The sequence below is a fragment of the Paenibacillus brasilensis genome, assembly GCF_009363115.1.
Classification (GTDB): Bacteria; Bacillota; Bacilli; order Paenibacillales; family Paenibacillaceae; genus Paenibacillus; species Paenibacillus brasilensis.
In genome coordinates this window covers 974598-989049 of the sequence record NZ_CP045298.1, presented here as the reverse complement: position 1 = coordinate 989049, position 14452 = coordinate 974598, and the positions used below count along the sequence as shown (strand labels likewise).

The 14452-nt window shown below is 48.0% G+C and carries 12 protein-coding genes; all 12 read left to right on the top strand.

Features of this window, described 5'->3' with window-relative positions; genetic code table 11:
* Positions 1-65 precede the first annotated feature (65 nt).
* On the top strand, positions 66-1184 hold the full coding sequence (ispG, locus tag GCU48_RS04550) for a flavodoxin-dependent (E)-4-hydroxy-3-methylbut-2-enyl-diphosphate synthase (RefSeq protein ID WP_152379208.1): 1119 nt from the start codon (positions 66-68) through the stop codon (positions 1182-1184).
* 218 nt (positions 1185-1402) lie between these two features.
* Entirely contained in the window at positions 1403-3130 is a 1728-nt protein-coding gene (lonB, locus tag GCU48_RS04545) for an ATP-dependent protease LonB (RefSeq protein ID WP_025717712.1), read from the top strand.
* A gap of 110 nt (positions 3131-3240) precedes the next feature.
* The gene (gene lon / locus GCU48_RS04540) at positions 3241-5577 is read left to right on the top strand and encodes an endopeptidase La (RefSeq protein WP_152379207.1); all 2337 of its coding nucleotides are present in this window, start codon (positions 3241-3243) and stop codon (positions 5575-5577) included.
* A gap of 18 nt (positions 5578-5595) precedes the next feature.
* A complete protein-coding gene (yihA, locus tag GCU48_RS04535) occupies positions 5596-6207 on the top strand; it encodes a ribosome biogenesis GTP-binding protein YihA/YsxC (protein ID WP_025717710.1) in 612 nt (203 codons plus the stop codon).
* A 306-nt stretch (positions 6208-6513) separates the two neighbouring features.
* Positions 6514-7101, top strand: coding sequence for a hypothetical protein (locus GCU48_RS04530; RefSeq protein ID WP_025717709.1), 588 nt, complete (start codon positions 6514-6516; stop codon positions 7099-7101).
* Between the two features lie 267 nt (positions 7102-7368).
* The gene (gene speD / locus GCU48_RS04525; RefSeq protein ID WP_025717708.1) at positions 7369-7767 is read left to right on the top strand and encodes an adenosylmethionine decarboxylase; all 399 of its coding nucleotides are present in this window, start codon (positions 7369-7371) and stop codon (positions 7765-7767) included.
* Between the two features lie 247 nt (positions 7768-8014).
* Positions 8015-9409 (top strand): glutamyl-tRNA reductase, encoded by a 1395-nt coding sequence (gene hemA, locus GCU48_RS04520; protein WP_152379206.1) that lies wholly within the window; start codon positions 8015-8017, stop codon positions 9407-9409.
* A gap of 16 nt (positions 9410-9425) precedes the next feature.
* Complete coding sequence (gene ccsA / locus GCU48_RS04515; protein ID WP_025717706.1) at positions 9426-10253, top strand: cytochrome c biogenesis protein CcsA; 828 nt, start codon at positions 9426-9428, stop codon at positions 10251-10253.
* A 7-nt stretch (positions 10254-10260) separates the two neighbouring features.
* Positions 10261-10908 (top strand): precorrin-2 dehydrogenase/sirohydrochlorin ferrochelatase family protein, encoded by a 648-nt coding sequence (locus GCU48_RS04510; RefSeq protein WP_152379205.1) that lies wholly within the window; start codon positions 10261-10263, stop codon positions 10906-10908.
* A gap of 1 nt (position 10909) precedes the next feature.
* The gene (gene hemC, locus GCU48_RS04505) at positions 10910-11836 is read left to right on the top strand and encodes a hydroxymethylbilane synthase (protein ID WP_152379204.1); all 927 of its coding nucleotides are present in this window, start codon (positions 10910-10912) and stop codon (positions 11834-11836) included.
* A gap of 4 nt (positions 11837-11840) precedes the next feature.
* Positions 11841-13397 carry a uroporphyrinogen-III C-methyltransferase gene (cobA, locus tag GCU48_RS04500; protein ID WP_152379203.1) on the top strand — a complete coding sequence of 519 codons (1557 nt, stop codon included), beginning with the start codon at positions 11841-11843 and terminating at the stop codon, positions 13395-13397.
* A gap of 47 nt (positions 13398-13444) precedes the next feature.
* Entirely contained in the window at positions 13445-14443 is a 999-nt protein-coding gene (gene hemB / locus GCU48_RS04495; RefSeq protein ID WP_152379202.1) for a porphobilinogen synthase, read from the top strand.
* The last annotated feature ends 9 nt before the right edge of the window (positions 14444-14452 follow it).

The following is a 14452-nucleotide window of genomic DNA, read 5'->3' as shown; positions in this document are numbered from 1 at the left end:
CACTTCACTAAACCTTATGAGGTTTTAAGGGGTGGAGGTTTGGTGTTAATGGGAGAGAAAAGTACATGTTCTTAAGACAAGACACACGTCCCGTTAAAGTCGGGAATCTGACGATTGGCGGCAGTAATGAAGTTATCATCCAAAGTATGTGTACAACCAAAACAGCAGATGTGGAAGCTACTGTAGCGGAAATTCTTCGTTTGGAAGAAGCCGGCTGTCAACTGGTGCGGGTTACCGTAAACAATGAGGAAGCAGCCGCAGCCATAAAAGAAATTAAAAAAAGGATTCATATTCCGCTCGTCGCGGATATTCATTTTAATTACAAGCTGGCTCTACTGGCGATTGAAAATGGGATTGACAAGGTACGCATTAACCCAGGTAATATTGGCCGACGTGAAAAAGTGGAGGCTGTCGTTAAAGCGTGTAAGGAAAAAGGGATTCCGATTCGGATTGGTGTCAATGCCGGATCATTGGAGCAGCATTTGCTGGATAAGTACGGCTATCCTACGCCAGAAGCGATGGTGGAAAGCGCGCTGTTTCATATCGGTATTTTGGAGGAACTTGATTTTCACGATATTATTGTATCTCTGAAAGCATCTGACGTACCGATGGCGATTGCCGCTTATACGAAAGCAGCCGAAATTATCAAGTATCCGCTCCACCTGGGCATCACCGAGGCAGGTACGCTCTTTACCGGAACGGTTAAAAGTGCGGCAGGTATGGGTGCATTGCTGGCATCAGGCATCGGCTCCACGATGCGCATTTCGCTTAGTGCCGATCCGGTGGAGGAAGTGAAGGTTGCACGGGAGCTGCTCAAAACGTTTGGACTGATCACCAATGCGGCTACATTGATTTCCTGTCCAACTTGCGGACGTCTGGACATTGATTTGTTCTCTATTGCTAACGAGGTAGAAGACTATATTGCCAAACTCAAGGTGCCGATTAAAGTATCGGTGCTGGGCTGTGCAGTAAATGGTCCGGGTGAAGCGAAGGAAGCTGATATCGGCATTGCTGGAGCACGCGGGGAAGGGCTTTTGTTCCGTTACGGTAAAATGATCCGTAAAGTACCCGAGGCTGACATGGTTGATGAATTGAAAAAAGAAATTGATGTCATCGTTAAAGCATATGAAGAGACAGGCAAAATCCCTGGGCGCGAAGAACGCCATACAGCTGAGAAAGTATAGAGGATCAATCAGTTTTATACAGAGTATTATCTTATTTTATGGTCATTATATCATCGCCGTGAAAAACAGTTCTGCTGCAGAATTGTTCTTCACGGTGTTTTTGTATTTTCCCTCTGATCTTTTGAAAGACTGCCGTTTAGCTATCGTGGAAAAGGAAATACTGTCTTTCATAGAGCAGCATTTTTCAAATTGCTGAGACGAGAAACGGAGGAAATACAATGGACTTGACTATGATTTTGTTGTTGGTACAAATGTTTTTCGGAATTGTCATCGGTCTGTATTTCTGGAATCTCCTGCGGAGCCAGAAAACGAACCGTAGTGCGGTGGACCGGGAGTCCCGGAAGGAGCTGGACAAGCTGCGCAAACTGCGCTCCATTTCACTTACCAAGCCGCTGGCTGAACGTACTCGGCCAGCAACGTTACAGGATATCGTCGGCCAGAAGGACGGACTGCGTGCGCTCAAAGCGGCGCTATGTAGTGCGAATCCCCAGCATGTCATTATTTATGGCCCGCCGGGGGTAGGGAAGACGGCTGCTGCGCGCGTAGTGCTGGAAGAGGCAAAGAAAAACCTGTCCTCTCCATTCAAGGCTGATGCGAAATTCACGGAAATTGACGCCACGACGGCCCGTTTTGATGAGCGCGGGATTGCGGACCCGTTAATTGGATCAGTGCATGATCCCATTTATCAAGGGGCTGGAGCTATGGGGGTAGCGGGTATTCCGCAACCCAAGCCTGGAGCTGTAACAAAGGCGCATGGTGGCATGCTGTTCATTGATGAAATCGGTGAATTGCACCCGACACAGATGAATAAGCTGCTGAAAGTGCTGGAGGACCGCAAGGTATTTTTGGAGAGTGCATATTACAACTCGGAAGATACAAATACTCCTGCCTACATCCACGATATTTTCCAAAATGGTTTGCCAGCGGATTTTCGTTTGGTAGGTGCGACAACCCGTTCGCCGCATGAGCTGCCACCTGCCATCCGCTCCCGGTGTATGGAAATTTATTTCCGTGCCCTTCAGCCGCAGGAAATTGCTCGTATTGCTGAGGATGCTGTCCACAAGCTGGGCTTTGGACCTTGTCCCGAGGCGGTAGAGGTCGTACAGCGTTACGCTACGAACGGTCGTGAGGCCGTCAATATGATCCAGCTTGCTGCTGGTTTGGCACTTACCGAGAAACGGGAGCGTCTTAATGCGTCTGATGTGGAATGGGTTGCGGGAAGCAGTCAAATTCAACCGCGTCCTGATCGAAAAATACCGGGATTACCGCAAATCGGGTTTGTTAACGGGTTAGCTGTATACGGCCCGAATATGGGAATGCTGCTGGAAATTGAGGTTACGGCGGTTCCGGTTCCTGAAGGAAAGGGAAGCTACAATATTACGGGAGTAGTCGATGAAGAGGAAATTGGGGGCGGCTCCCGTACGCTGCGACGCAAGAGTATGGCTAAAGGTTCTGTGGAAAATGTATTGACCGTTTTGCGCACACTCGGACTGTCTCCGTCGAATTACGATCTGCATATCAATTTTCCCGGAGGCACGCCAGTAGATGGTCCGTCGGCAGGAATCGCCATGGCGACAGCTATTGCTTCCGCCATGCGGGGAATTCCGGTGGATCACGAAATTGCGATGACTGGAGAGGTTAGCATCCATGGCCGTGTCAAACCGATTGGCGGCGTATTAGCCAAGGTCGAGGCGGCTCTTCAGGCAGGAGCCAAAAAAGTGATCGTTCCCCAGGAAAACTGGCAAGCTCTTTTTGACAGTATCGAGGGCTTACAGGTTATCCCGGTACAGTCGGTTACCGAAGTATTCCGTCATGTGTTCGGGGAAGAAATGACGTCAGAATCACCTGTGCATGCGCCAATTGAGACTTTTCGCCCATCCCAATCTTCGTTGTTACAGGCTGATGGAACGCATAATGGGGCGATATCTGATACAGGATCTTGCTAATAAGCGACCCTTTCATTGGTTTTTTTATTTAACATTTGATAAAATATGAAAGATAACAACGTGAGGATTGTAAAATCCGGAACCTGAGAATCACTGGAGGTGCGAAAGCGATGGGACCCACCAAGACAAAAGGTCGTCGTTTTCCTTTGCTGCCTTTAAGAGGACTTCTGGTCTACCCGAGCATGGTTCTGCATCTCGATGTGGGCCGGGAAAAATCGGTCAAGGCTTTGGAAAAAGCGATGGTTGAAGACAATTTGATTCTCCTGTGTTCTCAATCAGAGGTAAATATTGAAGAACCCACACAAGAGGATATTTTTCGAGTCGGCACGGTAGCCAAGGTGCGCCAGATGCTCAAGCTTCCTAACGGAACGATTCGGGTGCTGGTGGAGGGGCTGGAACGTGCCGAGATTATTCAATATACGGACAATGAAGAATATTACGAGGTACTGGCCAAGGAACTGCATGAGGCAGAAAATGTGCAGCCTGAGACAGATGCGCTTATGCGCACTGTATTGACCCAGTTCGAGCATTATATCAACTTGTCCAAAAAGGTAACGCCCGAGACACTTGCTGCGGTATCCGATATTGAGGAGCCTGGACGGCTGGCAGACGTAATCACAAGCCATCTGACGCTCAAGATTAAGGAAAAGCAGGATATTCTGGAGACGATCGACGTAACTCAGCGTCTGGAGAAGCTTTTGGATATTTTGAACAACGAGCGTGAGGTTCTGGAGCTGGAACGTAAAATCAGCCAGCGAGTGAAAAAGCAAATGGAAAAGACGCAGAAGGAATATTATCTGCGTGAACAAATGAAGGCGATTCAGAAGGAGCTTGGCGAGAAGGAAGGTCGTGCAGGAGAAGTTGAAGAGCTGCGCAACCAGTTGAGTGAGCTGGAGCTGCCTGTTCCGGTAAAAGAGAAGGTCGAAAAGGAAATCGACCGTCTGGAAAAAATGCCTGCAAGCTCCGCCGAGGGTGGCGTCATCCGCAATTACGTCGATTGGCTGTTAAGCTTGCCGTGGAATACGTTTACCGATGATGACCTGGATATTGCCAAGGCCGAAGAGGTGCTGAATCATGACCACTACGGACTGGATAAACCGAAGGAGCGGGTACTGGAGTACTTGGCTGTGCGCAAGCTGGTGAAGACCATTAAGGGACCGATTCTGTGTCTCGTAGGTCCGCCAGGGGTCGGCAAGACCTCGCTGGCTCGTTCGATTGCCAAATCCATGGGGCGGGAATTTGTCCGCATCTCCCTTGGTGGTGTACGGGATGAAGCAGAAATCCGTGGTCATCGCCGGACCTATGTTGGTGCGATGCCGGGGCGTATCATTCAGGGAATGAAGACGGCAGGCACGTCCAATCCGGTTTTTTTGCTGGATGAGATTGATAAAATGGCTTCCGATTTTCGGGGAGACCCCTCAGCGGCATTGCTGGAAGTGCTTGATCCCGAACAGAACAATACGTTCAGCGACCATTTTGTTGAGCTGCCCTTTGATTTATCGAACGTGATGTTTGTGACAACAGCCAATGCTGCACATAATATCCCGCGTCCGCTCATGGACCGTATGGAAACACTTTATATTCCTGGTTACACCGAACTGGAGAAGCTGGAGATTGCCAATCGGTATCTATTGCCCAAGCAGAAGAGAGAGCATGGCTTGGAAGAGGAGCAGTTGGTTATCGGGGAGGAAACGTTACTGCGTGTCATTCGCGAATATACCCGTGAATCTGGGGTACGGAATCTCGAACAGCAACTGGCTTCCCTATGCCGTAAGGCCGCGAAGTCTGTTGTATCCGGTGGGGAAGGACCAATTCAAGTCACACCGGATAATCTGAAGGATTATTTGGGGATCGCCAAATTCCGTTACGGCGTAGCGGAGCTGGAGGATCAGATCGGTACGGTTACAGGCTTGGCATGGACAGAGGTCGGTGGTGAAACGCTGATGATTGAAGTGACGGTCGTACCCGGCAGCGGTAAACTGATTCTTACGGGTAAGCTTGGAGACGTGATGAAGGAATCCGCACAGGCGGCATTCAGCTTTACTCGTTCCAAAGCGATTGAACTGGGTATTGAACCGGACTTTTATGAGAAAAACGACATTCACATTCATATTCCTGAGGGAGCGATTCCGAAGGATGGACCCTCTGCGGGAATCACCATTGCTACGGCATTGATTTCGGCCTTGACCAACCGTCATGTATCGAAGGATGTGGCGATGACGGGCGAAATTACCCTACGCGGTCGTGTGTTGCCAATTGGTGGTTTGAAAGAGAAATCGTTGGCGGCTCACCGGGCAGGCTACAAAAAAATTCTGCTTCCCAAAGATAATGAACGGGATTTAAAGGATATTCCCGACAGTATCCGGCAGGATGTTGAATTTGTTCCCGTTGCCCATATGGATCAGGTACTGAAGCATGCTTTGGTTGAGCAGGCAAGGGTACATTAGAGAGGAATTAAGGACATAATGAAAGTAACAAAAGCAGAATTTATTATTAGTGCGGTTGGTCCCAGTCAGTTTCCTGTAGACGCTTTGCCAGAGATCGCTCTGGCAGGGCGCTCTAATGTCGGAAAGTCTTCACTGATTAACCGGATGATTAACCGCAAAAATTTGGCACGTACCAGTTCTACGCCGGGGAAAACCCAGCAGCTTAATTATTATCGGATTAATGATGATCTCTATTTTGTTGATTTTCCCGGCTACGGTTACGCTAAAGTATCCAAAACGTCCCGCAAAGCCTGGGGTCAAATGATTGAGTCTTATTTGCTGGAGCGGGAGGAGCTCAAGCTGGTGCTTCAAATGGTTGATTTGCGCCATCCGCCGTCCAAGGATGATATCATGATGTATGATTGGCTGCGTCATAACGGGCTTCCCGTATGTGTTGTAGGTACAAAGGCAGATAAAATCCCCAAAACACGACGTGAGAAGCATTATAAAGTCATTAAGCAGGAACTCGGAATACTTCCCGGGGGATTGTTCATCCCCTTTTCCTCCGAAGAAGGTATGGGCAAGGAAGAACTGTGGTCTGTCATCTCCGGCTATATAGAGAATGACGACGAAGAGCAGACGGAATTATAAATGTGGGGCGCCCTTGTGGCGTCCTTTTTCGTAGTGTGTAAAATTCAGAGTAATGTATAAATTTCAGACTAATTAAAACCTATTAAGCTGGTGGGAATAATATATATAACAGAGCAATCACGCGGATTTCCAGCAGAAAAGTGAGCATATGGGGGATAATACCACTCGAATGAAGGTATTTTCCGTTTATTTCTCATGAATGACCGATTTTTATGAATTGGTCCGAAAGAAAAGCGCTATTGGTCTGATGTATAATAAATGGTAAAGCTCGAACTATAGGTTCAGGAAAGAATTGAGGAGATTGGTATGGCTCAGCGGTTAGCCACAGAATATGTAAAAACCACTTTGACCTTGTCGGAAACTCAAATGGATGAATTTTTGCAGGCCGTGGATGATCCCCAAATGCATTACCGAATTAAAGTGCTGGATAACGGGGGACAGGAAATCGTTCTGGAGCATACTGCGGGTGAGGAAGTTCATTTGTTTTTTGAAGCCAGAGAGGGAGAATATGTCTGTGAATTGACCTGCCGCTTAATTCATCCGCAACTAACCTTGTTTATACGCAAACTTTTTGTTCGCTTTAAGGGTGAGGGGATTGTTTACCGGATGTATCAAGGATTCACGATGGTGTATTTTTATAACGAAGGCACTGTTCGTAAAATTATGGAGAAGAATGACGAAGGCTCCAAGCTGGTGTTCGAGTATAAGAATACGGTACATGAACTACAGCAGCTTTTTCAGCATCAAAACGTGGAAAATGAAATATCAGCCGTGTATGACCTCATTAATTCGTTACTGGATCAACGGAATCTGGCTCGAACGTCCTCGGAGCTGGAACAGATTGATCAAAGACTTCGGATGAGCTGCTCCAGATTGTTTGCACTGGAAGCTTAAACCGGCTTGGGCATGCTGGAATGAATTGTTATGCAAAGCAGTCCCTTTCGCTATGGGAGGGGCTTTTTTATTCCAAAAAAATGATTGCATTTGCCGTACATAGATGTTATTTTTAATCTCGTTGAAAATGAATATAGGAACCAGGATTCACTCAGGACATTGAATGTTGCGAGAGGTTATCCCTCGGGAAGTGAATGACGTAGGTCCTAGCGGATGAAATTTTTTTCAAACATTTTATTCCTAGGAAGGGGGAACCGAAAGATGGAATTGGAATACTCAACTTTCGGAAGACACGTGGCCGTAGATACTTGGGGTGTTGAGTTTGAATTGCTGAATAATGCACAGTTTTTGGAGACTCAATTAGTTGAGGCTGCTGAAGCTTGCGGAGCAACGGTAATGTCCGTTCAATCCAAGCAATTTGAACCACAGGGAGCTACTGTGCTTGTACTGCTGTCGGAGAGTCATCTCTCTATTCATACGTATCCTGAAAGAGGATTTGCCGCTATTGATTGTTATACCTGCGGTGAGACTGTTGATCCGCAGCTGGCTATCGACTACCTGGTATCCGTCCTAAAACCGGAAAGAACATATGCGAAGAAGCTGATTCGCGGCCTGGGAGAGCTTCAGGTGGAATCACCGGAGAGCAAGCACGCTGAATTGGTGTAATTCGTTTCTTATGGAGCCATTTGCGTGTCCTATATCATAACCATGGAATTTTCCATGGTTATTTGTTTTAAAAGTGGCTCACACTAAATCAAATAATACAGTGCGTGTTGAATGTTCATGTGAGTCATCTAATTTTCATAAACAATTCATAAAACAGTCCAAGGAGATTTGGACTTCTGTGATATAATTAACATAGTTTATGATAACAGCAGCTATTCTTATTACAGTTTAGGCAGGTGAATTTGCAATGCACATCGTCGTTGTTGGGTTGAATTATCGTACGGCGCCTGTGGAAGTCAGAGAGCGTTTTACAATTGCAGAACAAGATTTACCAAAAGCGCTGGAACAACTCAAACTTACTAAAAGTGTGTTGGAGGGCGTAGTTGTCGCAACCTGCAATCGAACTGAAATATATGTGGTAGTAGACCGCCTTCATATGTGCGGTTATTTTATACGCAGTTTTATGGAGCAATGGTTCGGTATTCCGCGTGATCAATTTACACAACATTTATATATATATGAGGACGAGCAGGCGATCCGGCATTTGTTCCGGGTGACTTGTGGTCTTGATTCGATGGTCATTGGGGAAACTCAAATTTTGGGACAGGTGAAGAATGCTTTTCTTCAGGCTCAATCCCAGAAAATTACGGCTACGTGGTTTAATATGTTGTTTAAGCAAGCCGTCACATTGGGCAAGCGTGCCCATTCGGAGACGTCTATTGGAGAAAGTGCCGTATCTGTCAGCTATGCAGCAGTTGAGCTGGGCAAGCGAATTTTTGGTATGTTTACCGATAAGAAAGTGCTGATTCTCGGTGCAGGTAAAATGAGCGAGCTTACCGTTAAGCATCTTTACAGTGGCGGAGCAGCTGAAGTTATTGTGGCGAATCGGACCTTGTCTCGTGCGGAGGATTTGGCCTCCAAGTTTCACGGAACACCGGTTACGATGGAGGAAGGAATTCAACGGTTGGCCGATGTGGACATTGTGATCAGCTCGACAGGTGCCCAAGGATATATACTCGATAGGGATCGGGTTGAAGCCAGCATGAAACGTCGTCAGTCCCGCCCTTTGTTTATGATTGATATCGCGGTTCCGCGCGATCTGGAACCGGCTATTGGGGAATTATCGAACGTTTTTCTATACGATATTGATGATTTGGAAGGTATCGTAGAGAGCAATCTGGAAATGCGCCGTACCGAAGCAACCAAAATCGAGCATATGATCGAAGGCGAGCTTAGTGAATTTTATCAATGGTTGAAAACGATGGGAGTGCGTCCGGTGATTCGTGCTTTACAGGAAAAAGCAGAATCCGTACACCAGGATACACTGGAAAGCTTGTTCAACAAGCTTCCAGAGCTGGATGAACGGCAACGCAAAGTGATTAGCCGCTTGACGAAAAGCATGCTGAACCAGATGATGCATGATCCGATCAATCGGATGAAGGAATTGGCAGTCCAAAAGCAGGGGAATGAGGCGTTGGAGATGTTCAGCCACATTTTTGCTCTGGAGGATCGTTTGGAGGACGCCGCTCAGAAATTAGATAAAAGCGATGCATCCGCGTTAATGAAACCGGAGGTCGGTGTTCATGAAACATCCGGCCAGGTCCAAGCCTCGCCAGCGTCGTTAGCGCCGGCCGGCCTGTAAGGGTAGGTGAACAGACGTGGCTTCAGGCATGCTGATATATGATTCAATGATTTATGTTTTTGCCCTGAGCCTTCTGTTTGTATTCTCGGATGGGATTCGACGTAATGCGAATGCCAAACGGACAGGTACAGGGCTTCTTGTTGTCGTTCTTTTGCTCCAACTTGTATATATGGGAATAAGAACCTGGAACGAGGGGCACCTTCCTATTTTTGTGACCTACGACTTTTTATTTCTGTTCTCCTTTATTTTAGTGCTGATTTCTTTGATTTTGTCACGTTATCAGCGTTCTGAATTTGCGGTATTGCTGCTTGATATTATTAGCTTCGCAGTGCTTGTGCTCAATAAAATATGGATGGAGCCCACCGACAACCCGCTCGCAAATTGGCATACAGTGCATGGGCTGCTTCTCATTCATATTGCGTTGGCTAATCTCGGATTTGTAGCGATGACAGTAGCGGCTGTATTTTCGGGCTTATATCTGTTTTTGCATCGTAAATTGAAAGTAAAAAAATGGAATGATACGATCAGACGTCTGCCAAGTCTTGAAATGATGGATCGGTATACGCATAAGGCCCTCTTGATCGGCACTCCCTTACTCGGAGTCTCCATTGTCGTTGCAGTCATTTCCATTATTGCCGAGCAGCGCTGGCGTCTTTTGCTGGATACCAAAGTGCTGATGACAGCGATAGCCTTGTGCGTGTACATTGTATTTTTAGTAAGTAAAAGATTGAATCAGCGTTCAGGCCTCGTGATGGCAAAGTGGGCATTAGTGGGCTATACACTATTAATTCTTAACTTTTTGCTGAATTCCTGGTCTGTATTTCATCAGTGGACGGGAGAGTGAATACCGTTTGCAATATTTTGTCCCCATCTCGTTGAATTGTAAAAATAAGATTTGTTGTGTTGTAGGCGGCGGTAGTATAGCGGAACGCAAGGTAAAGGGGCTGATAGAAAGCGGAGCATGCATTACCGTCATCAGCCCGAATATAACGCCGGATTTACAGGTTCTGGCCGATCACAAGCAGCTCCACTGGGTAAATCGCGTGTATCGCGAGGGCGACCTCCAGGGAGCCTTTCTTGTATATGCGACGGCGAATCAGAGAGAAGTAAATAACGCGGTTGCGCAGGAGGCCAGACAAAGGGGTATACTGGTAAATGTGGCGGACCGGTTGGAAGAGACGGACTTTATAACGCCAGGCATCCTTCGGCGGGGGAGGCTGACGATCAGTGTTTCCACTGCAGGGGCAGGCCCGGCTGTGACCGCCGATATTACATCAGCTTTAGAACCATTATTCGGCAGTGAATATGAACCATATCTTGATTTTATGTACGAAATGAGACAAATTATCAAACGTACTGTAAGTTCTCCGCGACAGAGGGCCAAACTTCTGAGGCGTTTGGCGAACAGCGGGATTTTGGATCAAATACGACGTCATGAATTTGTTGCTTGGACCGAAAAAGAGATGGACCTATGGATTGCGCAAAATCAGGAGGAATAACATGCGAACAATTGTGGTAGGGAGCAGACAGAGCGCGCTTGCGCTAACGCAGACCGGTCATGTCATTGAGGATTTGAATGCGCTGTGCGCGGAGCATGGATTGGCTTTGCAGTTTGACGTGAAAAAAATACTGACCAAGGGCGATCGAATATTGGATGTAACCTTGTCGAAAGTAGGCGGCAAAGGACTTTTTGTCAAAGAAATTGAGCAGGCCATGCTGGCTGGTGAGATTGATATGGCAGTACATAGTATGAAGGATATGCCGTCCGAATTGCCGGAAGGTCTTGTGAACGGCGCTGTACCGCGCCGAGAGGACCCACGGGATTGCCTCGTTACACTCGGAGCCAAAAGCCTGGAGGATTTGCCTCAAGGAGCAAAAGTAGGCACGAGCAGTTTGCGCCGGGCTAGTCAAATCAAGGCCATGCGACCAGATCTACAATTAGAGCCTGTACGTGGTAATATTGATTCCCGTCTGAAAAAGCTGGAGACGGAAGGATTTGACGCCATTATTTTGGCAGCGGCGGGCTTACACCGGATGGGCTGGAAAGAGCGAATTACAGCCTATATTCCAGAGGAAGCCTGCTTGCCGGCTGTAGGACAGGGAGCGCTTGGTATTGAATGCCGCGCCAACGATGAAGAGCTGCTCTCATTGTTGCGTCTTTACAATGACCGGGATACGTCGGCTACGGTTGCTGCAGAACGAACCTTTCTTGGTGTACTGAATGGGGGGTGCCAAGTACCGATCGGGGCTCATGCCGTCTGGGCGGGTCAAGAAATCCGCCTTACGGGTATGGTAGGCTCGCCGGATGGCGAGATTATTTTGAAAGAAACGCTCCAGGGAGAAGATCCGCAAAAGCTGGGAGAAGCGGTAGCGTCCAGTTTGATTGCCAAGGGAGCAGAACAGATTCTGGCACAGGTAAGGGGATGAGGATATGGCGGGGAAGGTATATTTAGTTGGCGCAGGGCCCGGAGACGCAAGATTAATTACGGTCAAGGGATGGGAATGTATTCAACTGGGTGATGTCATTGTGTATGACAGACTGGCAAGCCCGCGCCTCTTGGGGCTGATGAAGCCAGGTGCGCAAAAAATATATGTCGGCAAGCTGCCGGATCGTCACACCATGAAGCAAGAGGAAATCAATCAGTTGCTGGTGGACTTGGCGTTGGAAGGAAAAACGGTTGTTCGGCTCAAGGGGGGAGACCCTACCATCTTTGGTCGGGTTGGAGAGGAAGCCGGGCTGCTGCGTAAACACGGTATTTCTTATGAAATCATACCCGGCATTACTTCAGCAATCAGCGTACCCGCCTATGCGGGCATTCCGGTTACACACCGGGATATGGCCTCATCGCTGTCTATCATTACGGGGCATGAAAGTCCGGATAAACTCGATAAAAGTATTCATTGGGATAAAGTAACGAATGCAACGGGCACACTGATCTTTATGATGGGTGTGGCGAAGATTGGCTACATCAGTGAGCAACTGATGAAGCACGGCAAACCGTCGGATACACCCGTGGCTTTGATTCGTTGGGGAACCCGTGCAGAGCAGGATACACTGGTGGGTACGCTGGCGGATATCGAGGCGAAGGTAAAGGCTGCTAATTTCCAGCCTCCCGCTGTCATCGTTGTTGGAGAAGTGGTCAATCAGCGTGAACAGTTAAAATGGGCTGAGGATATGCCTCTATTCGGCAAGCGGATTTTGGTTACTCGTGCACGCGCCCAGGCCAGCAGTCTGGTTCGCCGGATTGAGGAGCTCGGTGGCGAGCCTTATGAATTCCCTGTCATCCAGACGGTAGTCCCTTCGGACGAGCCGACGAAGAAGCAAATTAAAAAGGCATTTGCCCGACTGCCTGAATACGATTGGGTGTTTTTTACCAGCGTTAACGGAGTGGAATACTTCTTTAATCACTTGGAGGAGCAGGACAAGGATGTACGTGCGCTGTTCAAAGCGCGTATTGCCGCAGTCGGTCCGGCTACAGCAGCCGCACTTCGGACGCATGGAATCGTCGCAGAACAGATCGAAGGTCCGTTTCAGGCAGAGGGCTTGCTCGAAGCGTTTGAACAGGATTTGCAGGCAGGGCAGAACGCATTCCTTCCCAGAGGCGATCTCGCTCGGTCTTGGCTGCCAGAAAAGCTAAGAGAGATGGGGCTTGAGGTTACTGAGGCTAATCTGTATCAGACGGTACTGGCGGCCAACACACAGGATGATGAGCTGCTCAAGCTGTTTGAGGAGCGCGCCATTCACGCCATTACTTTTACCAGTTCCTCAACCGTAACCTTTTTTCTGGAAGCGCTCAGGCAAATGGGGGTAGATGATCCGGTGTCGCTGCTGGAGGGAGTTACGATTGCTGTAATTGGACCCTTGACTGGTGAGACAGCTACCCAGGCCGGTTTGACCGTCAGCTTTATGTCGGAGCAGGCGACTATTGAAAGTTTGGTCCAATCGCTATGTGACTGGAAACAATCGAGTACTACTGTGACATTATAATTTGTGCTTTTACCAAATGAATGTATAAAATATGGAGGTTTGCAATCATGAGTGTACCTTTTACGAGACATCGTCGTTTGCGCCAGTCGGCTGCGATCCGCAGTATGGTGCGTGAGACTGTATTGAATCCGGCTGATTTTATTCAACCGATCTACGTAACATTTGGTGCTGGGGTGAAGCAGGAGATTAGCTCCATGCCTGGCGTATACCGTTTTTCTCTGGATCAGCTGGAGGAGGAACTGAAGGAAATTAGCGAGCTGGGCATTCCTGCTGTGCTCTTGTTTGGCATACCGGAAACCAAAGATAGTTTGGGGACTTCGGCTTTCGCGGAAGATGGGATTGTGCAGGAGGCTACTCGTCTGATCAAGTCCCGCTATCCCGAGCTGCTGGTTGTAGCCGATACTTGTTTGTGTGAATTTACGGATCATGGACACTGCGGCATGGTACACATGCATAAGCATGATGGTGAGGTATGCGGCGAGATATTGAACGATGAATCGCTGGAGGTGCTGGTACGTACAGCAGTTTCCCAGGCTAAAGCAGGCGCGGATATTATCGCTCCATCCAATATGATGGATGGTTTTGTGCAGGCCATTCGGCATGGACTGGATCAGGAAGGCTTCTCACATATTCCGATTATGTCGTATTCCGTCAAATATGCGTCTGCTTTTTACGGTCCTTTCCGGGAAGCCGCAGATTCTGCGCCGCAGTTTGGTGACCGCAAATCCTATCAGATGGACCCTGCCAATGCGCGTGAAGCGTTGCGGGAAGCAGAATCTGACGTGCTTGAGGGTGCGGACATGCTGATGGTAAAGCCTTCTCTTTCTTACCTTGATGTAATGCGCACCATTAAGGACCAATTTGACCTGCCTTTGGTGGCTTACAATGTCAGCGGTGAATATGCAATGGTCAAAGCGGCAGCACTCCAAGGCTGGATTGATGAAAAAGCGATGGTAATGGAGATTTTGACAAGCATGAAGCGTGCAGGTGCGGATATGATTATTACCTATTCTGCCAAGGATGCGGCGAGATGGTTGAAGCAATAAACGTATTTT